Raw genomic sequence first — 22,967 nt, forward strand, 5'->3', positions numbered from 1 at the left:
ATATCTCATCGCATATGGTTTTTGTGGTGGTTAGACGCCTAGTGGATTTAGTGGGCGGCTACCATAATATGAAATGATACTTTTCGTCTCTGTATATAAATCTAATGTTTCGATACATAGCTCACGTCCGAAACCAGATTGTTTATACCCGCCAAATGGGGTACCTGGCATTGCGGAGAATGGGCAATTGACCATTACGATTCCTGCTTGGATTTGATTCGCAACACGAGTGGCACGTGCCCCATCTTTAGACCAAACTGCTGATCCTAAACCAAACTCTGAATCATTTGCTAGTCGAATCGCTTCTTTTTCATCGCTAAATGGCATGACAACAACTACTGGACCAAATATTTCTTCACGCACTACTTTCATGGATTGAGTTACGTCTGTAATAATAGTTGGTTCATACCAGAAGCCTTTTTCAAAGCCCTCTACGGTCGCCACTTTGCCACCTGTTAAAATGGTTGCGCCCTCTTCAATGGCAGATTTCACATAGCCATCGATTGTATTTAATTGTTCTTGGTCGATAATTGCCCCCATGTGAGTACCTTTATCGAACGGATCACCTAGTTTAATTGCTTTTGTTTTAGCAACAAATTTCTCTAAAAACTCATCATAAATGTCTTTGTGCACGTATAAGCGTGAACGTGCCTCGCAAGATTGCCCTGAGTTATAAAAAATGCCATACAGTGAACCATCTACCGCAGCATCAATATCAGCATCTTCAAACACTAGATTTGGTGATTTCCCGCCTAGCTCTAATGTAACGCGTTTTAATGTTTGTGAAGCTTTTTCCATAATTCCTTTTCCGACTGGTGTGGAACCTGTGAAGGCCACTTTATCAACTTGTTGATGCTCCACTAAGTAATTCCCTACATCTTTACCTGAACCAGGAATGATATTCACAACCCCAGCTGGTACACCTGCTTCTAGGCAAATTTCGCCTAACACGATCGCTGTTAAAGGTGTTAGAGAAGCTGGTTTAACAATAACGGAACAACCAACAGCAATGGCTGGGGCAATTTTCCAAGCAGCCATCATGAGTGGGTAATTCCAAGGAACAATTTGTGCACATACTCCGACAGGCTCTTTTTCAGTATAATTATGAAATTGACCTGGCATATTATTTACAGCTCCACGATGGCCAACAATCGCGCCCGCGTAAAATTCGAAATCTTCTATCGCTTGGTTTACTTGGCCCTGCGCAGTGCCAAGGGATTTCCCTGTATCTAGCATCTCAAGCTCTACAATTTCATTAAAGCGAGAGCGCATAATAGCAGCAATCTTATGGAGCACCTGTGCGCGACGATTCACAGGATATTGCTTCCACTTTCCGAAATCAAACGCTTGGCGAGCCGCTTGCACTGCGCGCTCTGCGTCTTCCTGTGAAGCTTTTGCAACAGTCGCTACGACTTCACCTGTCGCAGGATTAATCGTTCGGAATGTCTCACCATTACTGCTCTCTACCTTTTCACCGTTAATAATTAAATGATAAAAATCGCGTTTCACTAATACTTTCTCTTGTACTTGTTGTGTCATTATCATTCACTCCTTTTTATTGTCCATTAAATTGAGGCTGTCTTTTTTCTGCAAATGCTTTCATACCTTCTTGATGATCATCTGTCGCTCCGGCAATACTTTGGCTTTGTGCTTCGTAAACAAGGAAGTCTTCGAACTTTAAGTGTTCTGCTGCCTTGATATTACGTTTAATAAGGCCGATTGCTTTTGTCGGTAACTGGACAATCTGTTGCGCGAATGAATGAACGTCATCTTCAAATGTTTCATTGCTATAGACAGCAGTTGTTAAACCTAATTGTTTGGCTTCCTCTGCTTTTATACGTTGACCGAGTACAGAAATTTCAAGAGCTTTAGCATCGCCAACTAATCGTTTTAAGTAGTATAAATTACCAGAATCAGGAATTAATCCTACATGGATAAAGGCATTCATAAAGAAAGATTTTTCCGACATTACTCGAAAGTCGGCAGCAAGCGCTAAACTAAAGCCAGCACCTGCAGCTGCACCATTCACAGCTGCGATAATTGGTTTTTCACAGCTATGTAACTGTTTAACCATCGGACCATAGTAATCTGTTAATATATCACCAAGCTTCAAATCTTCACCAATAGCTGAAAGATCTTGACCTGAACAAAATGCACGTCCTTCACCACGAAGTACAATACAACGTACTTCATCATCTAATGATGCTTGTTTGACGGCAGTACGAATTTCATGATTCATCTGTGCAGTAAATGCATTTAATGTGTCGGGACGATTTAATGAAATATAGGCTACGGATTCTTTCAGTTCGTATTGTATAGTTTCAAACATAATTATCTCCCCTTAAAGTTCGGTTGACGTTTTTCAACAAATGCTTGCATGCCTTCTTTTTGATCTTCTGAAGAGAATAATAAATAGAAATTTTTCCGTTCAAACTGCATCCCTTCGTAGAGCGAGTAATCCACAGCTTTGTTGACAGCTTCTTTAATGAGACGTAAAGCGAGGGCAGGTTTTTGTACGAGCATCGTCGCTGTTTTAAGTGTTTCTTCTATTAACATCTCTGGTTGTACAACCTTATTGATGATGCCATATGCGAGCGCTTCATCAGCAGTAATCCTTGCCGCGCTCCAAATCCATTCTAATGCTTTCGTTCGCCCTACTAATTTTGTTAAGCGCTGTGTACCGCCCGCACCAGGCATAACGCCAAGGTTTATTTCAGGGAAGCTAAATTCTGTGCCCTCTGCGGCGATTAATACATCACAACAAAGGGCTAATTCAAAGCCACCTCCGAAAACGAATCCTTTAACACTACCGATAATAGGCTTTTTAATTTGCCCTAAGCGATCCCAATCAGCGAATTGATTTAATAGCTCTAAACGAACTGTGTTGTCTGCCGCCATTTCATCAATGTCTGCACCGGATGAAAAAGCTTTCCCATTTCCTGCTAAAACGATGACCTGTACGCCTTCGTCACGATCGAACAATTCCATCGCCTGCACAATTTCTCGTACCATCGCACGATTTAATGAATTATATTGGCGAGGACGGTTTAAGTTAATAAACCCTATCCCACTGTCAATCGTTACTTCAATAAATTCGAATGCTGTCATTATGCATCTTCACCGATGATTAATGTGACGATATCGCTCGCAAAGCTCATTAAATCTTTGCCAGATGCTTTCCCTTCTGGTGACCGTAGTCCATTTTTTAAATCTTCTGCGCTATCATATGTCATTTCACACATTAAGTAATAGGGTGTTTCTGTACCCATCGGCGTTGAATTAAATTTTGTTACTTTCATTTCACGTAAACCTGGTATTTTCGCAGTAATCGGTGTATGAACTTTTTCGTAATGCTCATCAAATACCACTTTATCAACAGGGTGTTTATATAACGCGATTAATTTTGCCATCTTAAAATACGCTCCTTTGTCTACATGGAAGTAGAAATTATTTTCATTGCTTCAAATGGATTTTTACAGCTTTTGCAATATAAAATACTGCGACAAGCTGTTGGGCCAAAAATATTTTCAAGCGTGACATAGGTAGAGCCACAGTACGGGCAATCTACATGCCAAGAGCCGTCTTCTTTTAAAAAACGAGGTGGTGGCGCAATACCAAATTTCTTTAGTCCTTCTCGTCCCTTCTCTGTTACACGATCAGAAGTCCAGGTAGGATGATTAATAAACACGACACTCACTTCCCGAACGCCTTCTAATTGTTCGACTGTTTTTTTTATATTTTGTTGAATAATTGTCAATGCAGGACATCCTGAAAATGTTGGTAGCACTTCAATACGGATATGACCATCATTCACTTGCACACGCTCAATCATGCCAAGGTCAATAATACTGACCGTATCAATTTCAGGGTCCTTCACTGCATCGAGTACTTCATAGATGTGCGCTTCGTGCAGACCCGTAGTTGTCATCGTGATCCTCCTTTTCTTTGCAATAGATCGTTACCAGCTTGCTGCCAAATCAGATCGATACACCTCTGACATTGTTTCAATAGCCGAAGTTAAATCATCTGTATGTTGTCCGTTGCGACCATTGATAATCGGTTCTGGTAATACAGGTATTGCGATTTCTACAGCTTCAAAAGTGGGCGTTACAATGGCCAACCAACGTTCTTTTATGACCGCTTCTGATTCGATCAATTCACATGCTGTTATATGCGCGGCTGTGCTGCCCAATGACAATAAATCCCCAGTATCTTTTATTACCTCTTGTAATGCTTTCATCATACGTGAACGTGATTCTTCTGTTGCTGTACATAATTGCGTAAACCACGTTGTCCAGTGCATCTGGTGATAATAAAGTTCCGTACTAATTTTCACAGCCACTTCTCTGATTGGTGTATAGCTGCTCGCTTTGAGTGCATCAATCTTCGCTTTTTTCGCCGTTGTATAGACAAAATTACGTGCTACAGCGTATCCCCAATCATAATTCGGTGCATCTTTGTAGTAACCTTCTCCGTTCGGGCGTTCTACAAGAAGACTGTTAAACCGCTCCTCTTTTGGTCGAAGCTGCGCTAATGAATCTGCAGCGCCTTCGCCAAGCTCTGCTAAAAGCGTGTAATATAATTTAGCGTGTCCCATTGTATCTTGTGTGATGGATGAGAATGCTACATCTTCCTCAATATGTGGCGCCAATCCAAGCCACTCAGAGCCACGATACGAAAATAAGTAATCATCATCCGCTAATTGATAAAGTACTGTAAGGACGGCCTTTTTATATTCAGGCGTTACTTCGTTAGTCATCTTTCTTCCCTCCCCCACCCCAAGATAGAATTTCTTTTTCGTCCAGCATGACTTGTTCATAGTGACGCCATTTTTTCTTTAAATAGCCGTAGCCTTTAGTTGTACGGTAATCTTTATTATCTAGTCGTTGCAGCGCTTGTTTATTGTCTTGAGTTAGGCCGTGTAAATGTTTACGATTGACAACCCAAATGTCTACCACAGGCTCACGACGCATAAAGTTTTCCTGTGCCATAACTAACGCCATTTCTCCGTTCGGTGCTAAAAGACTAAATTGATGCTGGAAATGTGATGTTGGTGTTCGTTTACTAAATACTTCGAATTCTTGATAGAAAGATTGTTTTTCCACGATGATCCCCCTCTCTATAGCGTTAATTTACTAGCGCCGTTAATGCTTCACGTACCCAAGCGTTATTTTCATAGGATGAACGACGAAGTGCTAAGCGTTTTTGAGAACATGGACCTTCGTTGCGTTGGATTTTTTTGAAATATTCCCAGTTTGGCTCTTGGTAAATCCATTTATTTTGCGCTTCATCAAAGTGCAAAGTTGGGTCTGGCACAGTCAAACCTATTGATTGAATACGAGGAACGTATTTTGTTAAGAAGCTTTGACGTAATTCTTCATTCGTTAAGACACGAATCTTATATTTTATCGTTAAATCTTGTTTACTAGAACCTGTTGTATCTTTTGAAGCTGGACCAAAGAAAAATAATAGTGATTCCCACCAACGATTTAACGCATCTTGCACAAGTGCACGCTGTTCAGGTGTACCTTCTGCCAACGCCATAATAATGGCTTCACCGTGTTGTGCATGGAATACTTCTTCTGCACAAATACGTTGTAAAGCACGTGCATAAGGACCATACGAAGAACCTAACATGTTTGTTTGTGAGATAATGGCAGAACCATCTACAAGCCAGCCAATTAAACCCGCATCTGCCCATGATTTTGTTTCCATATGGAATACATTATGGAACTTAAGACGCCCTTCGAATAAATCAATCATTATATCGCCGCGATCTTTACCATATGGTTTTAGCAAATCTTCTGCTACGCGTAATAATAATTGACCATGTCCCATCTCATCTTGAACCTTTGCCATAATCCCTAGCTTTCGGTATAATGTCGGAGCTTTTGGAACCCATTCTTTCTCAGGAAGAGCACCCATAATTTCACTAATACCATGCATCGAAATTAATTTGATTAGTGCCAAACGATACTCTTCCGGCATCCAATCAACTACTTCAATCTTTTCACCTGCAGCAATCCGCTCCTCAAATTGCTCTTGTAATTGTTGTTCCGATACTTGTGTAACGACACTCATAGTAAAAAACCTCCTTATATAACCATTTTACGATAACCGTCACTATTATGTTATGTTAGAGGGTAAAAAAAATCACACTTCCAACAAGACTTTATTATCGTTTGCTACTTTAATTGATTCTGTTGGACAACCTTCCATTGCATCCTCTAAATCATCATATAAATCTATCGGCACTTCTTTGCATCCTTTGTTATTATCTAAAATAACAAAGGCGATTCCTTCGTCATTATAATCAAAAATATCCGGAGCTGATGCGCCACATGCGCCACAAGCAATACATGTATCTTGATCTACTCTAGTGAATTTCGCCATACACTCTTTCCTTTCACAACCTACAGCATTAGGTAAGTTGTTTCTTTTTTTCCTCCATTAGACTCGTACTATGCAACGGTTGCACTTTAGATGTTGGATCAATATATACTTTTGCGTTACTAATAGCAGTAGGTGCCTCTCCAAACCCACTCACAATTAGCTTAACTTTCCCATCATATGTGCAAATATCACCTGCCGCATAAATACCTGGAATGGTAGTTTCCATACGTGAATTAACGACGATGGCGTTTTTCCTAATTTCCAAGCCCCAGTCTTTAATGGCCCCTAACGACGAAACAAAACCAAAGTTCACGATAATATCATCGACACCATAGATTGGTTGGATGGTTTCGTCTTTCGCATGCTTTAATTTGACATGTGTGATGCGCTCTTCCCCTACGAGTTCTTCGGGTACAAAAGGTGTAATGACCTCGACAGTAGATTGCAATAAATTTTCTACACTATGTTCATGCGCACGAAACTTATCCCGTCTATGGACAATAGAAACCTTTTTAGCAATTGGTTCTAGCATCATCGCCCAGTCGACTGCTGAATCGCCACCACCAAACACCATCACGTTGCGATCTTTAAAAGCATTAAGATCATTAATGAAGTAATGTAAATTACATTGTGCAAACTTGTCGTCCCTATCTAATTCAAGCCTCCGAACGTTAAACGCACCGTTTCCAGCAGTGATCAATATTGTGCGAGAATAATGCGCGCTCTTCGTAGTAACAATTTTAAAAATACCGTTTTCATCTTTTTCGATAGTTTGTACAGATTCATTCGTACGAACATCCACCGGGAAAGTCTTCATTTGTTCTTTTAAATTATTGATAAGATCTTGTGCGCGAATTTTTGGAAAACCCGCTATATCATAAATATATTTCTCTGGATAAAGAGCAGCTAACTGACCGCCCAACTGAGGAAGACTTTCGAGAATTTTGACGCTCATGCCTCGCATACCACCATAGAAGGCAGCAAACATACCAACAGGCCCTCCACCTATAATGGTCACATCTTTTATTTGCTCAGTATCAATCATTGAAGAACCTCCTTCTGTTCCATTCTTCTATCAATGACACGAATTGCCTTTCCTTCAGAGCGTGGAATAACACCACTATTTTCAATGACTAGACTAACGGAAATTAAGCAGGCATTTTTTAAATCATGCTTAATCTCCTTTGTCAGTAATTGTATAAGCGGATGACTGAGGTCACCTCCTACTTTTTCATATAATTTTGGTGTTAACTCAACATGTAGTTCGATCGCATCCATATTTCCTTTTTTTAATAAATGGATTTGATAGTGTGGTGCCAACCCTTCTATTTGCAATAACTCACGCTCGATTTCAGATGGAAAAACATTGACTCCACGAATAATTAACATGTCATCTGTACGACCCTTAACACGTGACATCCGCATTGTTGTACGTCCACATTTACATTTTTCACGTGTAATCGAAGTAATATCACCAGTACGATAACGAATAATTGGAAGCGCTTCCTTCGTTAAACTAGTAATAACCAGTTCTCCATCTTCTCCATCAGCTACAGGTTCTAATGTATCTGGATCAATCACTTCTACGAAGAAATGATCTTCAGCTATATGTAAACCATCTTGCGCCTCATAGCACTCGATTGATACACCGGGACCTAGCACTTCACTTAAACCATAAATATCCATTGCGCGAATTGCTAATTTATCTTCTATGGCACGGCGCATTTCCTCTGACCAAGGCTCTGCACCAAAAATCCCATATTCAATCCCGTTCGTCGCTGGATCGATTCCCATTTCCTCCATCTTTTCAGCGATCGTTAAAATATAAGAAGGTGTCCCTGCGATGCCTCTTGGTTTAAAATCATCAATTAATGTAATTTGACGATCAGTATTCCCACCTGAGACCGGTACAACTGCTGCGCCTAAAGTTTCGGCTCCGTAGTGTAAACCCATCCCTCCAGTAAATAGACCATAGCCATAAGCATTATGAAAGATATCTGATTTGCGTCCCCCTGCGGTAACAATAGCGCGAGCTAAAAGTCCCGACCACATATCGATATCATTTTTTGTATAACCAACAATTGTTGGTTTTCCACTAGTTCCTGAAGAACCATGAATGCGAACTACATCATCCATCGGTACTGCAAAAAGTTTAAATGGATATTGCTCACGTAAATTTACTTTTTTAGTAAATGGCAATTTGCGAATATCTTCTAAGCTTTGAATATCAGCTGGTTTAACGCCAAGCTGATCAAACAATTCCTTATAGAAAGGTGTATTGTTATACACTTTTTCTACTGTTGCTTTTAAGCGCTCCAACTGAATCTTTGCCATTTCTCTCCTTGAAGTTGCTTCTATTTCTGGATGATACATTTCCTAACCCCCTTTAGCTATTACAATTCCCCTTATATAACAAATTAATTACGGTAGTACTAGTTTCGTAACTAAGATTAAGATAAACTTATTTGTCTGAATTGTCAATATATTTTATTATTTCTGATTAAAGTTGCTTAATTAGCCGTTTTAGAAAGTTTTAGCTTAAATACTGTTTGTCCACAAACACAAAAAGCTATTTGCAAATATCCTCTTTAAACCTACTATTGATAAGGTATAATTAAATAAATACATCAATTAATCGTAAACGGAAAATAATTCTATAAAACTACGTTAATACCGTTTACTTTCACAATATTAGGTTAAATTGATTTTATATTTCACTTTAATCTCAATCGTTGTTAATTTGCATGAATGATTTCCGTCTATTTTACATATACACAAATGGTAGTTGATAAACAAAGGGGGATTCACTTTGACATTAACTGAGGCTCAACAACATGAGAAATATTATGATGATATTTTCGAAGCTTTATCAAAGGAACCATTTGCAAATTATTTAGGGATGGAATTAGTAGAATTAAAAGCAGGCTTTGCAAAATGACACTTTCCCCAACACTTCATATGCTCAATACACACGGAACTGTACATGGAGGTATTATTTTTTCATTAGCCGACTACGCCTTTGCGGCCGCTAGTAATTCTAACTGCAAAACAGCTGTCGGTGTAACGAATACCATACTTTACATGAGCACAGGTTTGGCAGATCACCAACTAACAGCTATCGCAGAAGAGGTTAAAAAAACACGCCGTTTAGCTTGGTATCAGATCCATGTTTGGAGCAACGATGAATTATGCGCAACAATGGAGGCGATGGTTTATCGTAAAAATGAAAATTTCATCGAATAAGAGGAAGATGTGAGTAACCTGCGTTAAATAGGTTGCTCACATCTTTTTTAAAATCCCTCACTTGTAACAACAAGAAGGGATCATGAAGCTATCTTATACTTGCATATTATCTTTTTTGCGTCGTCTGTAGTTTACTGAAGAATGCTTCTTGGATTTTTGGATTATTTAGCAACTCTTGTGCTGTAAACGAAGGTTTTGGGGTAATCATTTTACCAAAAAACAGTCTCGATAAATTCCCAATTCATGGTATTCGAATTATTAAATTTTCTAATTGCAATATCCAATCAAAAGCGAATATTGTTTGGTCAAAAGATCGATATTTAGCAAAGCACGCAATGAATTTTCTAGAATTATTTACAGATGACACTCATCATCGATCCAACAGAAAAATTCGCCAGAGTTAATGAACTACATAAGGAATTTTACTCTGGCGCTTAGATGATGAACTGATGGTCTATGTAAAATAAATATCTCCCGGTTGAAATTTTTGACCGGGAGACTTTGTTTTATTTAACATACTTCAAATACTTTTTCACAAAATCTACAATGTAATGCACTTCTTCTTCTGAAATATTGAATAAACTACTAATTTTTTGTACTTTGGCTGGTGATTTTAATTGTTCACGCACTTGATCAATTCTCATGTATTTACATTTTCGAGGGTTTACACAATCTCTAATCTGCTTGTAACGAAGGTAAGCATACCGAGCAAAAGCATTTAACATCTCCCTCTCCTGCTCATCTCGTTGTAATTTTTTTGCCGCTTCATCGATCGTTTCCGAATCAAATATCCATGTACCATCTGTTATTTGCATAGTACCACCTCTTTCATTGCGTAAAGTTGATGACAATTTGGCTGCACCTTAATTAGATGGCATTAAGATTGCCCCCATCTCTTCTATTCATAGCTAGTAAATGCATAAGAAAAAGCCACACCTAGTTAAATGTGACGCTTTTTGTATTTTTGTTTAGTTTTACAAGCTAAATTCATTAACGCTTAGATTCCGCTTCAATAATTGTTTTTAATGAATTATGACACTGTTGCGTCCAAACAGAGTTAAAAATTAATATACACCAATTGACTACCTCGTATTCAAGCAAATTACATCCTGATAAAATGACTGCAAGTGATGATTAATGTAGGTATTTCATTTGTATTCTCCTCCAATTGTTTTTGTACTTACCTTGATTAAACGCCACTAATTCTTTGTTAGCAAAAAACGTCTGTTATTTCTTGATTATACATTCCTTTCATTTTTCTACTTATTTGAAGAATAAAAAAGAACCCGCTTCAAATACCATCAATAGCCATGTTTAAAACACCATGACAAAATGGTTTTATGAAGCGGGTTCTTCCCGGTAAATTATGTATTTGCTTTTATTTTACCAAATTTCTTTATACTGAACAATCTTGTATTTGATTTGCAATATTAATTCCTACTGCCCTAGCGCTTATTCTATAGCATGCAAAGTACTTTATGAGTTGTTTCCCGACCCATCTACCCATATTTACAGGCACAGCATTTCCAAACATTTTATATGCATCGTTATCGGTTCCATCAAATATAAACCAATCTGGAAAGCCTTGAAGCCTTGCCCATTCACGTACAGAATATGGTCGAGTTGTCTTACCGTCATTAATTAAACGAGTTGAACGATCTTTCCCATAATGCGCTACACAAGTAGGTGCTATTCCATCTAAATCTGTAATAATAGGCTTATCCCTGTAGTGACCATCTAAGCGTTTTTGTACATATGCTGGTGTATATACTTCTGTACCTCTATCAATAATGTCCCGCATCCTTATTGGCTTATTATCTGGGTAATCTAAGTTAGTAAAGGGTCTTTTAGTACCAATTACTATTAACCTCTTACGTTCTTGAGGAAGCCACATATTCGCATTGACAGGACATTCTACTCTTACATAGTAGCCTGGAAGCTAACTACAATTTACACCACCCCATCGGGTAGGCTTTCGTCAGCCTAACTGTTACGGTAAATTCTCATGCCTATTAGCCTTATAGTAGTACTCTTAAGGAACAGCTATTGTTGCAATTTAACATCTTTTTGATAATGAGGTTTCTTCTTAATTAATATCCAAGATATAAAAAATGTTAATATAGCTAAAATTAGTGTAGTCGAAAAAACGGCATGTATGCCTGAAAATAAATTATCTTGCAAAGTGTTCAATGAATTTATTTCAGTCTGCTTATACTTGAATACTTGAACTGCTTTTTCATCGTTATGAGCATTTGTACTTACATTAAATATCATGCCAAATACTGCAGCTCCTAGCGCTTGGCTAAAGGTATTAATAAAAGTATTTAATGATACAGCTGTTCCTCGTTTGTTCTTAGAAACTCGGTCTTGAATGATAATTATTATAATAGGAGTTATAAGTCCCATTCCTAATCCCATTAGTCCTATTGCCATATAGATTAAAAATTCTGGAGACATTGGTCTTATAACAAATAATAAAGAAGCAGCGAGAAACATAATAATGGTTCCTATTATTACAATATATATCGGTTTTATTTTTTTTACTATATAACCTGCAAGAAATGAACCAACTGCCCAAATTACAGGCATAGGCATTAGCATAAATCCTGCAGTGGTAGCACTTTTATTTAATATTTCTTGGCTCCATATAGGCAAGTATACTAAAATGCTAATTAACATCGTTCCCATAAAAAGTGTTATAACATTTACTACGTTTATATCACGATGCGAAAAAAGATTTAGTGGAACCAATGGTTCAGGAGAATTCTTCTCTATATAAAGAAAAACAATAAATAATGAAATTGAAATACCTAATAAACTTATAATTAAAGGGTTTCCCCAGTGTTGAGTATTACTCCCTGTCAATAGTGCATACAATAAAGGAACTATACTGCAAGAAAATGTAATTGCCCCAATGTAATCAATATGATGCTTCTGTTTCTTTATATTTTCCTTATAATAACGGAGTAGCATAAAAATAGATATTAACCCAAATGGCAAGTTTAAAAAAAAGATGTAGCGCCAAGAAAGAGTATCCACTAGGATACCACCAAAAAGTGGTCCTATAACACCTGAAATACCAAACACAGCACTAATCCAGCCCTGAGCTTTAACTCTCTCCTGTTGTTCAACATATAGATCTCCGATAATGGTCATTGTAATTGGCAGTACTGCTCCTGCACCCAAGCCTTGAACAGCCCGAAATAAAATTAATTGAAACATACTGGTTGCAAACCCACACAAAACAGCTCCAAGTAAAAATATTATAACTCCGCATAATAAAACTCTTTTTCGCCCTAATAAGTCTGCTAGTTTTCCATAAATAGGAGTAGATACAGCTGCAGTTAAAAGGTAAATAGAAAATACCCAACTCACTGCTTCAAATCCAGATAAATCACTGGTAATACTAGGTGTCGCCGTACTAACAATGGTTCCTTCCATAGCAGCTAAAGATGTTACCAGCATTAGTGACATCATAATTTTCCCTCTCACGCATTGTCCTCCCCTTCTAAGATGTTATTATTTAAATATGTTCTTTAAATGAGTACTTTTTAATGAAAATTTCACCATATATAAACCAATGACAGGTACCCTATGCCACTTGTAGCTCACTTTTGATTTGTTCAAGTGGCGTGCCTTCTGTTGTTGCTGCGTAGACAAACTCTCTTTATCACTCGGGTAATTCAGAATTAAGCGGCGAATATGGCTTTATCAGAAGTTACCATTTATAAATGTGATAAAGAATTCACAACAGCTTGGCCAATAAAACCCCACAAACCATTGAAGATCGAATTAGGAATACAGCTTAATTAAGATTTCACTTTTTAGTGTCCAAAATATTCTCAAATCCAATATTTATAATTCACTTTCCATAAATTATACCTGAAGATACTCTCTTGTTTCTTGTGCTTTATACCCTTTCTTAGATAATTCAATAGCTTGCCCTACAAAATTTTCAAATAGAGGATTCGGTTTGTCAGGTCGAGAAGTAAATTCAGGATGAAACTGAGTTGCAACAAACCAAGGGTGTTGTTTTAATTCAATAATTTCTACTAAGCGGCCATCTGGACTTGTACCTGAAAAGACCATACCTGCATCCTCCATTAATTGACGATATTGATTATTAAATTCATAACGATGACGATGGCGTTCATAAACAATGGCTTTATTGTATGCAATATAAGCTTTGGTTTCTGGCTCAATAATACATGGATGTGCCCCTAGACGGAGAGTTCCTCCTAAATCTTCTATACTCTTTTGCTCTGGTAATACATCAATAATTGCATTTGTTGTATGTGAATCAATCTCAAAAGAATTTGCATCTTTAATATTTAAAACATTTCTTGCAAATTCAATTGAAGCAAGTTGCATTCCCAGACAAATACCTAAAAAAGGAATTTTACTTTCACGAGCGTATTGAATAGCTACCATTTTACCCTTAATACCTCTTTCTCCAAATCCCCCAGGAACGAGGATTCCCCCTGTTTTACCAATAAGCTCTTCTACATTATTTATTGTTAGGTATTCTGCATTAACCCAATTTAACTTTATTTCTGTATTGTATGTATATCCTGCATGGCGAAGCGCCTCTACAATAGATATATAAGCATCTTTTAATTCCACGTATTTTCCGACCAAAGTGATTTCTACTTCATTGGATAGACTACGAATTTTTTTAACTAACTCCCCCCATTTTTTCATGTCAGCTTTTGGATAATTTAACTTTAAATGCTTACAAATAATTTCATCCATATTTTGTTCCTGGAATGATAATGGAACTGCATATATCGTATCAACATCGTAAGCTTCAATCACTGCATTCGAAGAGATATCACAAAATAATGAAATTTTATCCTTTATTTCTTGAGATATTGGCATTTCTGTACGAAGCACAACAATATTAGGTTGGATTCCTAAACTACGTAACTCCTTTACACTATGCTGAGTTGGTTTAGTTTTTATTTCACCAGCCGCATTCAAATATAGAATAAGAGTACAATGAATATAGAATACATTATCTTGCCCTACATCACTTTTTATTTGACGAATTGCTTCAAGAAAAGGAAGAGATTCGATATCTCCCACCGTTCCTCCAATCTCCGTAATCACTACATCTGCATTAGTCTTTTCACCTGCATAGAATACATGTTTTTTGATTTCATTAGTTATATGAGGAATAACTTGAACTGTTCCTCCTAAGTACTTTCCTCGTCGTTCATTCTTTAATACTCTAGAATATACCTTCCCAGTTGTCACATTACTATATTCATTTAGTTCGATATCAATAAAACGTTCATAATGTCCTAAATCTAAATCTGTTTCCGATCCATCGTTTGTAACAAAGACTTCCCCATGTTGAAATGGACTCATTGTTCCAGGATCAATATTAAGATATGGATCAAATTTTTGAATAGTCACTTTTAAACCTCTATTTTTTAATAAACGCCCTAAGGAAGCTGCTGTAATACCCTTTCCTAGAGAAGACACTACCCCGCCAGTTACAAAAATATACTTTGTCATTATTTCCCACTCCTTAAATTAAGGATAACTTTTATTCAAATCCAAATACTACTTGTTTATAAAAAAGAAGAATTCAAATAGAATTCTTCTTTTCAGTTAAGCTTATAGCCACCTCAAATATTCAAAGTATTTTAGTTGTTTCTTTTATAGCATTAACATTTAAGAGTTTATACAAATAATTCTTCTTCGTATCCTGCAGGTACATGCACCACATTATCTTCTATTTGTAGTTTATTTTCTATAAATAGTTTTACAGCTCGAGCTAATGCCTTTTTCTCAACATTAATAATAGCTTCCTTTAAGTCTTGCTCTGAATAGTAGGGCTTTACTTGAACTGCTGCCTGTGTAATTATAGGCCCCTGATCTACTTCATTATTGATAAAATGTACTGTTGCTCCTGTAATTCTTACCCCTGTTTTGATAGCATTCAATTGGGCTTTATCACCAACAAATGCAGGTAATAGTGAAGGGTGCGTATTAATCGTTTTATAACTATAACTATCAATAAAATCGCTACTAAATATTCTGCGATATCCACCAAGTACAATTAAATCAATCTGGTATTTATCAAGCAACGAAGCTATTTCTTTTTCATGCTCATTTCTAGTTGCATAATTTTTATGATCTAAACAATAAAAATCTGCCTCTTTTTGTATACCAAGCTGCTTTGGGTCAATCTCAGAATTGTTAGTAATAACAAGTGTAACCTCAGACTCAATTGATAAGCTCTCTAAACAATCCTCTACAGTTTTAAGTAAAGTTCCACGTCCAGAAAAAAGAAATGCTACTTTTTTCACCAGTTATCTCTCCAATCTTTTATTTACAAAAAATTCTTTTCTTACCTGCTCAAATTCAAAATTTAAAAACTTTTGATTAAGAATGATAAATTCTCCATTAACCATAACGTGTACTGGTTTATTTTTAAGATAAGTGTCTAAAAACAGTAAACTTGGTTCTTGAGAATCTACAAATATATTATCTTGATTAAAGAAACACAAATCAGCAATCATACCTTCTTCTATGCTGCCTAAATTATCTATTCCTAAAGCTAAAGCCCCTTTAGTAGTAATTGCTTCGATAATATTATTAGGATGGACTTTCTCGTCTAAGTTTGATTCGCCATGAAAATAAAGTGAAAATGCTGCTTCATAAGGAAGATTATTAAAAGGATTCACCATTGCAGCATCAGTACCCAATCCGACATTATTATGTAGGAGAGATTTAAATGGAAAACGTCCTGCTCCTACAAAACTGTTACTTACAGGACAGTGTATAAAATTCAAATTTTTATTAGATAAGATAGCAGTATCTTCGTTTGAGAGACTAGCAGCGTGAACTAATAATGTAGAATCATCTAATAAATCCATCTCATCCAATATCTGTATTCCGGACTTTCCATAATAACTTATACATTGATCGACCTGACTACTTCCTTCACTAATATGCATAGCAAATCTTTTCCCTTGCTCCTTTGCCATTGCGTGAAGTTTTTTCATTAAATCGGAAGTTGCAGTAAGTTCTGATGCTGTTGCTGGATGAACTTTTATTAAATCCGATTCGTAGTTATCTACACAGTCTAAATAGCGATTTATAATATTATCAATTGAAGAAGCAGTAGGGCTCGACTCTTTTCCAACCCACTGGTCATTTTGTGCAAAATGAATAACAGCCCTGATGTTGAATTTTTTAGCCTCTTCGGCATCTATTTCTGCTCTACTTGTAAATATACCCAGAGTAGTAATACCTTGATTTACGGAATTTAAAATTGAATATGAAGAAGATAATCTCTGTAATTCTTTCGTTTCAAGATGGTTATTTTTGTGAACTGTATCGAGAATTTCACTTATACTGCTAAATGGTTCTAACCCTCCATAGAGTTCTTTACTTGGATGCAAATGTGAATTTATTAAACCTGGAAATATTACTAAATTCTGAGTATCAACAACATTAGTACCATTTGATGAATTTGAAGGCAAAATTTCTTTGATTTTGTTATTAGAAATAGCAATATCGCCTTTACAGAAACGATGATCACTTGAATAATACGTTGCGTTTTTTAGGATAAAACTATCATTTCCTCTAATTTGTTCAAAATTAATGTGCATTGTAATTCACCCCCAATTAAATATTCTTCATTAATATGGAGCGTTTTCATACCCGATTTTTCTGCTGGAATGATATCATTTGTTAAAGAATCCCCTATTAATAGAATTTCTTGAGGTTCTACTTTTAAATCATTCAACATGTGAGTAAAAAAATATTGGTTAGGTTTACAGGATGGAAACTCACTTCCGAATTGAAAAAATGAAAAACATTTTTCAATGTTATGATATTTCATTTTATCAAATTGAATTCTTTCTAGACCGTTGCTGCATACCCCTAGTACAAACCCCATATTTAATAATTCATTAAGTAATGCTTTAGCTCCGATGTATGGTATACAATTTCTAATATAAGAAGCAGTATAATCTTTTAGTAAGTTTAGTAAATCAATTTCTATTTCGTAAAATTCACAGAGTAACTTAAATCTATTAGATAAAGTGGCCTCTATATTTTGAATTCCATTCTCGAAATTCTCCCAAGAAAGCTTGTTGAATTCTGAAAAGTTATGATGAAAGTTCTCATAGCTAATCCCATATACTTCAAAATATTTAATATGTATATCTTTTAAACCATTTTTTTCACCATTTGTATGATTGAAGATGGTCTCATCTAAATCAAAAATAATATACTTCATTTTTTCACACTCTTCTCAAATATACTTAAGCAGTAAAAATACACAATACAATGCAGACTATATCTTGTATTGTGTATTTTTTTAAAGGATCCTTATAGGCTATATTAGAAACCACGTTTTGAGCAGTTTAATGTATTAATTAGACTAGGCAATTCTATTTTTAATAGTTAGGAGTAATTCTCTTTATTAATTAGGTAACCTAAAGCACTTCTTAGCGCCCCATCAAATTCATCAACCCTAGTAAATAGTTTATTGGTGATGACACCATTTGTACCTATTAATGAGAGTTCCTTCACTTTCTCTGATGAATAAGATTTTTCGACTAAATCGCTTAATTTCTGTTCAGGTTTAATAGATTTAGCCAGTTTCTCCGGAATTTTAACTTTGGCACTACATCCAATTGCTTCCTGTTTATTTGCCGCGTCCCAAATAACAACGATTCCATACACAAAAGAACCATAACTAAATTCTTGAATTAACCCTTCCATCGATACGATGTAGTCAAAATCGTCTAATTTCACGTTATCTATTCTTGTTCTACACCCTTGTAGAGCTTCCTCATCATTAATTGGAGTTTCCGAAATACCAGAATCTACTGAAATTGGTATAATTTCGATATTATTATTAAAAACTTGTGAAAAAACATTAGTTACTGCTTTTATTTTAGCTTCGTTTTTAGATGTCAATACAATTTTCATTGTTCAAATTTCGCCTCTTTATTTATCCATTTTATAGTTTCTGAATCTTGAATATCGCTGTAAATATCATTTAGAACAACTTTAGCATTTGAAATTTCAGGCATTTTATCAACATCATTTTTTGCTCCATTAATAACTTCTAATGCTTTACTGCGTGTTTTTTCATAAATTTGAGTAAATGAGGTTTTCATTACTGTATTACCCAGCTCTAGATCAGCATACTTTCGTTCTCTTAAATCTTGGCATAGTAATTCATGAATAAAAGAGAAAAAGCCCATGTCATAAGGCAAACCAGTTACAACATCCGTGCTTCTTGACATAACCTCACAATGTAAATAATTATTTTTAATGAAAAATTGAATTGCTACAGTACATGGAAAATCTTTAGTCTCGGATTTGTGATAGTTCTGATTAATATTAATTATAGCCCGTCTGCTATCCTTATTGTCTAACAATCTCTTAATAATCCATTCATATTGATTTCTAAATCCCTCTACCTCTTCGTGAAATACGTAATATCCATAGTTAGAGTTTATTTTTCCATCTTCATCTACAAGAGTCATCCAAAACTTAGATGCTTTTCCTAGGCCATCTTCCGCAGTTAGACAACCTTTAAAATAAGCTACTAATTCTCTACATAAATAACGATTTGCTCCAGCACGTAATGAGTGTAATCTATCTTTTGGATTAGTCAATATATAATTTACACCATAAGCTTGTAATGCATCACCAGCACGTACACGAATTTCCGTACCATTATTTAAGATATGAGAAATCGCTTCTTTTACTAATTCATCTACACTTGATCCATATATATCTATATATGACATGGATTTTTCGCTTTCAACAGTACTAATTTCTCTTTCAATAGTAGCTATGCTTTTCACAATAAACTGACCTCCTAAATAATATGTAAAGTTTACTAAGCCTGTAAGAAGGCCTCTTTAATAAAACTTTTTCAAATACATAAAATGAATTTTATTAAAAGGAAAAATTTACATGTTTTTACACTAAATTATTCTACTGTACTTTTTAGGTAAAAGTCAAATAAAGTTTCAATTTACTTTTATTTTTATATTTTGAATAAATTGTATTTTAATGCAGGGTATTATCCATTATATTAAGTGCTTTTGGTAAAAAACTACATACTTTAAGAATAAAAGTTAATCTTAATAGTTAGAATCGTAAGTTCTAACCATGAAAATATTACATTATTTGATAAATATACTAATGTTTTTAGGAAATAATACTATTAAAAGAAGCGTGTAAAAATTATGAATTACACGTTTAAAGTTGATTCTATTGTTAATAAAAGTTAATATCTTATATAATAAATATAGGGATAAGTAGGAGGATTATGGAATGTATTCAAAAATTCAATATTCTAAATTGTATTCAACTGCAAATATTTTCCGAACAGGTAGGAGCGATTGTTGCATACTCTTTGTGCATGGCTTTTCTGAATCTAGTATTTGTTGGGAGGATGTCTCGACTAAGATTAAAGGTCACGTCAATCTTGTCACTTATGATTGTATTGGCCATGGAAATAATGCATCTTTATGGAAGCAGGCCTCGTTTGAATCCTATACTGATCAATTAGACGAATTAATTAATTACTTACTAGAATATGAAAAATTCACTAAAATTATACTCGTAGGACATAGCCAAGGAGCTTCTATAGCTATGCAATATAGCATGAAAAATCCAAATAAGGTTTATAAGTTGATTCTAGTCTCACCTATTACATATATTGATAACGCTTTAGAAAGTTTGTGGAATAACTTTATTAAGTTGGTAGAAAAGGGTCAAATTGAAAGATTTTGGGATATAAATAGCAGCCTATTATTAGGCCCAAAATCTAAAGAGTGGTCACACTTTAGAGGAAATGCTATACAGAAGCGTTTAGAGTTTTTTAGTCAAGAGCATTTGCTTTCTCTAATGAAAGCTTTGCTTGATATTAATATTGAAAAAGACTTATCTATATTATCGAATAAGATAACACATTTGATACATGGAGAATATGATGCTATGTTTCCTAATTATTATAGTAAAAGCATTTTGAAATATTTACCTAATGCGGAATATATTGAAGTAGCAGGCGCCAATCACTTATTAATAGAGCTTGAGCCTCATATTAGTAGAGCTTTAATGGAATTTGTAAATGACTTATCTACTTCATCTTTGTAATTTCGAAAAATCCACCTAAATTGCAATATTAAATGCAACAAACGATAAACGTTGCTAAACCGGTGTTTTCTATATATGGCATTGGATATAGAGATACTTAATCACTACTTTACTTGGAGTGGCGGGCACGATAGCCTTTGCAGTCCCAAGCCAGTAAATTTGGGCTGGCTTCTTGGCTTGGAACTTATGCCCGCAGAGGCTCCATGTCAAGTAGCTGAAGATAGTACCTACTTTATTTTATCCTTTTAAATAACTCACATAAATACGCTCTATTTAAATTACATAAACTTTTTAACAATACCACTTGGGGTAATAACTTTTACAGATACTTCCCTTTTAGTACGTGTTTTTGTAATTAATGTATTCTCTGTTTCTTCCTCTGAGACAACCTTAGTAACAACTTCCATGCCCTGTACAGCGTGTAAAGTGTCTCCTTGACCAATTGTACCGTTAACTGCTCCACTGGCTAATAGTAACGCCATAGATCCTTGAGCTAAATTTATAATGGGGGCGCCACCTATCTCAAGTACTTTTGATTTTGTACGTTCTTTAAACGCTTGAAACCCCTTATTGACCTTAATTAAATCCACAAATGAACTCTTATCTTCAGTCCGCGAATAAAATGTTGGTATAGATGTTGTACCTTCTATTACAACCCATCTATTAGTTTCAGCTAATGCTTCTATCGTAAGCCCGTAATCAAATAACGCATATAAATAACCAGGCACCTCCGGTACAAATGTATCAATTGTAGTTATATCGATTTGGACTAGTCTTAGTTTCTCTACAATATCTTTTGAGAGATTCTGAGTAGCTTGCTCCATGCTTGTCACATCTACATCGAAAAGATGAATTTCATTACAAATTGTCGATATGTACTCTAAATCTAAATCATCGCAGTTGCCTGCACCAATAATTCCTATTCTGTTTACTTTCCCTTCTACACTATGTATTTCTTCAAATAAACCCTTTACTCCAATCCTATGGTTCCCCCATAACTCCCTTCTCGATGGATCACGATCTTTATTCACAATATATTGAAAATCTATCAAACTAATCTCCCCCTTTTATACCTATATTCTACACAGAACATACATCCCCCTTCATTCCTTGTATGAAGAATCATAAACTAAAATCTAACGAACAAATTTAAATTGAAAAACTTGCTATCCATAATGGGATAACAGGTTTTAAAGTATTCGGAGTTCTTACATTTCTTTAACACCCAAGAAGTGTGCCATTAAGAGAAGATATATCTAACCAATTGCCATCCAATAACAATATACCGTTACCTTCAATTCTTTGGTATTGCAGAGTATCGCCTTTTTTGTACATGAACGATTGGCCTTTAATTTGTATATGGGAGTCCGAAATAAATTCAAAAGCCCCCATTACATATTGAATGTTCTCATCACTACTAATGAATTCTTTAATCTTTTAATTAACTAAAATGGAAATATATTGATTATATTATTGCGTAATAAGGGAGGTACCATATGAACAACCAAATTTATGTGAACTGGAGCAGGCATCATCTAAAACTGACATGGTTTCAAAATCATAGAATTGATGATTTCAGCAAAGTAACAAGTGTACATGGAGTTTGTTTTTATCAAGGGAATGTTTTGTTAGTTCATGTAGACGGGAGAGGATTTAACTTTCCCGGAGGACATATTGAAAAAGGAGAAACATCTGAAGAAGCATTTCATTGAGAGGCATTTGAAGAAGGTTATGTTAAGGGGCCGATCAACTATTTGGGAGCAATTGAAGTCAGTCACGAAGAGAACCTCTTATTCAATGCTAATAGTAAGTACCCTTTAATCGGATATCAAATGTTTTATAGCATGGAAATTCAAGAATGCCTACCATTCCTTCGAGAACATGAAACAATTTCGCGTATTTGGGTTGAGCCGGAAGAAATACCTTATTTAATTAATGACCATGAGTTAATACACTTAATATTACAAGCAGCGGTAAGGAATAGACCTTCCTATTTATGAGGTGCATTTGACTATAGCTTCATAAAAGTGATTGATACAAAATTTTGAAACTTCACCTATAGATTATTATTTTTTTAATTTTATTCTCAGGCATTTCACTATACAAACATAGCTACTAAGTCATATTAATAGTAGTGTAAAGCTAACTTAGCTTTGCACCTCCTAGTTTGTGGTTTAGGGTCACTTTGG

The 22,967-nt window shown here is 35.5% G+C and carries 26 protein-coding genes; 5 read left to right on the top strand and 21 right to left on the bottom strand.

The annotated features are described in order from the left end of the window. Window positions 1-30: 30 nt before the first annotated feature. From ACIPKN_RS04470 to ACIPKN_RS04520, 11 genes are all read right to left on the bottom strand, one after another. A complete protein-coding gene (locus ACIPKN_RS04470; protein ID WP_400933759.1) occupies window positions 31-1,539 on the bottom strand; it encodes an aldehyde dehydrogenase family protein in 1,509 nt (502 codons plus the stop codon). A 16-nt stretch (window positions 1,540-1,555) separates the two neighbouring features. Continuing rightward, entirely contained in the window at window positions 1,556-2,329 is a 774-nt protein-coding gene (locus ACIPKN_RS04475; RefSeq protein ID WP_400933762.1) for an enoyl-CoA hydratase-related protein, read from the bottom strand. Between the two features lie 2 nt (window positions 2,330-2,331). After that, complete coding sequence (locus ACIPKN_RS04480; RefSeq protein WP_142510190.1) at window positions 2,332-3,108, bottom strand: enoyl-CoA hydratase/isomerase family protein; 777 nt, start codon at window positions 3,106-3,108, stop codon at window positions 2,332-2,334. Then, window positions 3,108-3,410 (bottom strand): EthD family reductase, encoded by a 303-nt coding sequence (locus tag ACIPKN_RS04485; protein ID WP_400933765.1) that lies wholly within the window; start codon window positions 3,408-3,410, stop codon window positions 3,108-3,110. Before ACIPKN_RS04485 ends, ACIPKN_RS04480 begins: the two co-directional genes overlap by 1 nt. Before the next feature lie 20 nt (window positions 3,411-3,430). Continuing rightward, window positions 3,431-3,928, bottom strand: a complete 498-nt coding sequence (gene paaD / locus ACIPKN_RS04490; protein WP_400933768.1) for a 1,2-phenylacetyl-CoA epoxidase subunit PaaD — start codon at window positions 3,926-3,928, stop codon at window positions 3,431-3,433. Window positions 3,929-3,958: 30 nt separating this feature from the next. Further along, window positions 3,959-4,759, bottom strand: coding sequence for a 1,2-phenylacetyl-CoA epoxidase subunit PaaC (gene paaC / locus ACIPKN_RS04495; RefSeq protein WP_400933771.1), 801 nt, complete (start codon window positions 4,757-4,759; stop codon window positions 3,959-3,961). Beyond that, the gene (gene paaB / locus ACIPKN_RS04500; RefSeq protein WP_132358347.1) at window positions 4,752-5,105 is read right to left on the bottom strand and encodes a 1,2-phenylacetyl-CoA epoxidase subunit PaaB; all 354 of its coding nucleotides are present in this window, start codon (window positions 5,103-5,105) and stop codon (window positions 4,752-4,754) included. The genes paaC and paaB overlap by 8 nt, the downstream gene beginning before the upstream one ends. A 22-nt stretch (window positions 5,106-5,127) precedes the next feature. Continuing rightward, the gene (gene paaA / locus ACIPKN_RS04505) at window positions 5,128-6,081 is read right to left on the bottom strand and encodes a 1,2-phenylacetyl-CoA epoxidase subunit PaaA (protein ID WP_400933774.1); all 954 of its coding nucleotides are present in this window, start codon (window positions 6,079-6,081) and stop codon (window positions 5,128-5,130) included. 72 nt (window positions 6,082-6,153) lie between these two features. Next, window positions 6,154-6,393, bottom strand: a complete 240-nt coding sequence (locus ACIPKN_RS04510) for a ferredoxin (protein WP_400933777.1) — start codon at window positions 6,391-6,393, stop codon at window positions 6,154-6,156. A gap of 28 nt (window positions 6,394-6,421) precedes the next feature. Further along, a complete protein-coding gene (locus tag ACIPKN_RS04515) occupies window positions 6,422-7,438 on the bottom strand; it encodes an NAD(P)/FAD-dependent oxidoreductase (protein ID WP_400933780.1) in 1,017 nt (338 codons plus the stop codon). Further along, window positions 7,435-8,766 (bottom strand): phenylacetate--CoA ligase family protein, encoded by a 1,332-nt coding sequence (locus ACIPKN_RS04520; RefSeq protein ID WP_400933783.1) that lies wholly within the window; start codon window positions 8,764-8,766, stop codon window positions 7,435-7,437. Before ACIPKN_RS04520 ends, ACIPKN_RS04515 begins: the two co-directional genes overlap by 4 nt. Window positions 8,767-9,202: 436 nt before the next feature. Here ACIPKN_RS04520 and ACIPKN_RS04525 point away from each other — a divergent pair, with 436 nt between their 5' ends. Then, entirely contained in the window at window positions 9,203-9,331 is a 129-nt protein-coding gene (locus ACIPKN_RS04525) for a hypothetical protein (protein WP_400933785.1), read from the top strand. After that, window positions 9,328-9,636: a hotdog fold thioesterase gene (locus tag ACIPKN_RS04530; RefSeq protein ID WP_400933787.1), complete on the top strand. Its 309-nt coding sequence runs from the start codon at window positions 9,328-9,330 to the stop codon at window positions 9,634-9,636. The genes ACIPKN_RS04525 and ACIPKN_RS04530 overlap by 4 nt, the downstream gene beginning before the upstream one ends. A gap of 506 nt (window positions 9,637-10,142) precedes the next feature. Here ACIPKN_RS04530 and ACIPKN_RS04535 read toward each other — a convergent pair. The 9 genes from ACIPKN_RS04535 to ACIPKN_RS04575 form a co-directional block, all read right to left on the bottom strand. After that, window positions 10,143-10,487 carry a hypothetical protein gene (locus ACIPKN_RS04535; RefSeq protein WP_400933790.1) on the bottom strand — a complete coding sequence of 115 codons (345 nt, stop codon included), beginning with the start codon at window positions 10,485-10,487 and terminating at the stop codon, window positions 10,143-10,145. A 545-nt stretch (window positions 10,488-11,032) separates the two neighbouring features. Continuing rightward, window positions 11,033-11,437 (bottom strand): DNA cytosine methyltransferase, encoded by a 405-nt coding sequence (locus tag ACIPKN_RS04540; protein WP_400933793.1) that lies wholly within the window; start codon window positions 11,435-11,437, stop codon window positions 11,033-11,035. A 242-nt stretch (window positions 11,438-11,679) separates the two neighbouring features. Beyond that, a complete protein-coding gene (locus ACIPKN_RS04545; protein ID WP_400933796.1) occupies window positions 11,680-13,128 on the bottom strand; it encodes an MDR family MFS transporter in 1,449 nt (482 codons plus the stop codon). Window positions 13,129-13,512: 384 nt separating this feature from the next. After that, window positions 13,513-15,156: a CTP synthase gene (locus ACIPKN_RS04550; protein ID WP_400933799.1), complete on the bottom strand. Its 1,644-nt coding sequence runs from the start codon at window positions 15,154-15,156 to the stop codon at window positions 13,513-13,515. 167 nt (window positions 15,157-15,323) lie between these two features. After that, window positions 15,324-15,953, bottom strand: a complete 630-nt coding sequence (purN, locus tag ACIPKN_RS04555) for a phosphoribosylglycinamide formyltransferase (protein WP_400933802.1) — start codon at window positions 15,951-15,953, stop codon at window positions 15,324-15,326. A gap of 3 nt (window positions 15,954-15,956) precedes the next feature. Next, complete coding sequence (locus ACIPKN_RS04560) at window positions 15,957-17,261, bottom strand: amidohydrolase family protein (RefSeq protein ID WP_400933805.1); 1,305 nt, start codon at window positions 17,259-17,261, stop codon at window positions 15,957-15,959. After that, window positions 17,213-17,893 carry an HAD family hydrolase gene (locus tag ACIPKN_RS04565; protein ID WP_400933807.1) on the bottom strand — a complete coding sequence of 227 codons (681 nt, stop codon included), beginning with the start codon at window positions 17,891-17,893 and terminating at the stop codon, window positions 17,213-17,215. Before ACIPKN_RS04565 ends, ACIPKN_RS04560 begins: the two co-directional genes overlap by 49 nt. 167 nt (window positions 17,894-18,060) lie before the next feature. Beyond that, window positions 18,061-18,591 carry an inosine/xanthosine triphosphatase gene (locus tag ACIPKN_RS04570; RefSeq protein ID WP_400933810.1) on the bottom strand — a complete coding sequence of 177 codons (531 nt, stop codon included), beginning with the start codon at window positions 18,589-18,591 and terminating at the stop codon, window positions 18,061-18,063. Further along, entirely contained in the window at window positions 18,588-19,478 is an 891-nt protein-coding gene (locus tag ACIPKN_RS04575; RefSeq protein ID WP_400933813.1) for a thymidylate synthase, read from the bottom strand. The genes ACIPKN_RS04570 and ACIPKN_RS04575 overlap by 4 nt, the downstream gene beginning before the upstream one ends. 475 nt (window positions 19,479-19,953) lie before the next feature. On the opposite strand from ACIPKN_RS04575, the gene ACIPKN_RS04580 reads away from it, so the two are divergent. Then, window positions 19,954-20,778, top strand: a complete 825-nt coding sequence (locus ACIPKN_RS04580) for an alpha/beta fold hydrolase (RefSeq protein WP_400933816.1) — start codon at window positions 19,954-19,956, stop codon at window positions 20,776-20,778. Window positions 20,779-21,056: 278 nt separating this feature from the next. Here the strand turns inward: ACIPKN_RS04580 and ACIPKN_RS04585 are convergent, their stop codons facing one another. After that, a complete protein-coding gene (locus tag ACIPKN_RS04585; RefSeq protein ID WP_400933819.1) occupies window positions 21,057-21,830 on the bottom strand; it encodes a hypothetical protein in 774 nt (257 codons plus the stop codon). Between the two features lie 444 nt (window positions 21,831-22,274). Between ACIPKN_RS04585 and ACIPKN_RS04590 the strand changes: the two genes are divergently transcribed. Both ACIPKN_RS04590 and ACIPKN_RS04595 read left to right on the top strand, forming a co-directional pair. Next, the gene (locus ACIPKN_RS04590) at window positions 22,275-22,490 is read left to right on the top strand and encodes an NUDIX hydrolase (RefSeq protein ID WP_400933821.1); all 216 of its coding nucleotides are present in this window, start codon (window positions 22,275-22,277) and stop codon (window positions 22,488-22,490) included. A gap of 42 nt (window positions 22,491-22,532) precedes the next feature. Next, the gene (locus ACIPKN_RS04595) at window positions 22,533-22,778 is read left to right on the top strand and encodes a hypothetical protein (protein ID WP_400933824.1); all 246 of its coding nucleotides are present in this window, start codon (window positions 22,533-22,535) and stop codon (window positions 22,776-22,778) included. The last annotated feature ends 189 nt before the right edge of the window (window positions 22,779-22,967 follow it).

Origin of the sequence: Lysinibacillus sp. NPDC086135, assembly GCF_044746345.1 — a bacterium.
Lineage (GTDB): Bacteria > Bacillota > Bacilli > Bacillales_A > Planococcaceae > Lysinibacillus.

Coding starts and splice junctions, on each gene's coding strand:
- ACIPKN_RS04515 (WP_400933780.1), bottom strand. CDS start 7,438: ATGATTGATACTGAGCAAATAAAAGATGTGACCATTATAGGTGGAGGG.
- ACIPKN_RS04580 (WP_400933816.1), top strand. CDS start 19,954: ATGTATTCAAAAATTCAATATTCTAAATTGTATTCAACTGCAAATATT.
- ACIPKN_RS04565 (WP_400933807.1), bottom strand. CDS start 17,893: ATGAAGTATATTATTTTTGATTTAGATGAGACCATCTTCAATCATACA.
- ACIPKN_RS04530 (WP_400933787.1), top strand. CDS start 9,328: ATGACACTTTCCCCAACACTTCATATGCTCAATACACACGGAACTGTA.
- ACIPKN_RS04570 (WP_400933810.1), bottom strand. CDS start 18,591: ATGAAAATTGTATTGACATCTAAAAACGAAGCTAAAATAAAAGCAGTA.
- ACIPKN_RS04480 (WP_142510190.1), bottom strand. CDS start 3,108: ATGACAGCATTCGAATTTATTGAAGTAACGATTGACAGTGGGATAGGG.
- ACIPKN_RS04510 (WP_400933777.1), bottom strand. CDS start 6,393: ATGGCGAAATTCACTAGAGTAGATCAAGATACATGTATTGCTTGTGGC.
- ACIPKN_RS04560 (WP_400933805.1), bottom strand. CDS start 17,261: ATGCACATTAATTTTGAACAAATTAGAGGAAATGATAGTTTTATCCTA.
- ACIPKN_RS04590 (WP_400933821.1), top strand. CDS start 22,275: ATGAACAACCAAATTTATGTGAACTGGAGCAGGCATCATCTAAAACTG.
- paaD (WP_400933768.1), bottom strand. CDS start 3,928: ATGACAACTACGGGTCTGCACGAAGCGCACATCTATGAAGTACTCGAT.
- ACIPKN_RS04485 (WP_400933765.1), bottom strand. CDS start 3,410: ATGGCAAAATTAATCGCGTTATATAAACACCCTGTTGATAAAGTGGTA.
- paaC (WP_400933771.1), bottom strand. CDS start 4,759: ATGACTAACGAAGTAACGCCTGAATATAAAAAGGCCGTCCTTACAGTA.
- ACIPKN_RS04550 (WP_400933799.1), bottom strand. CDS start 15,156: ATGACAAAGTATATTTTTGTAACTGGCGGGGTAGTGTCTTCTCTAGGA.
- ACIPKN_RS04520 (WP_400933783.1), bottom strand. CDS start 8,766: ATGTATCATCCAGAAATAGAAGCAACTTCAAGGAGAGAAATGGCAAAG.
- ACIPKN_RS04475 (WP_400933762.1), bottom strand. CDS start 2,329: ATGTTTGAAACTATACAATACGAACTGAAAGAATCCGTAGCCTATATT.
- ACIPKN_RS04540 (WP_400933793.1), bottom strand. CDS start 11,437: ATGCGGGACATTATTGATAGAGGTACAGAAGTATATACACCAGCATAT.
- ACIPKN_RS04470 (WP_400933759.1), bottom strand. CDS start 1,539: ATGACACAACAAGTACAAGAGAAAGTATTAGTGAAACGCGATTTTTAT.
- paaA (WP_400933774.1), bottom strand. CDS start 6,081: ATGAGTGTCGTTACACAAGTATCGGAACAACAATTACAAGAGCAATTT.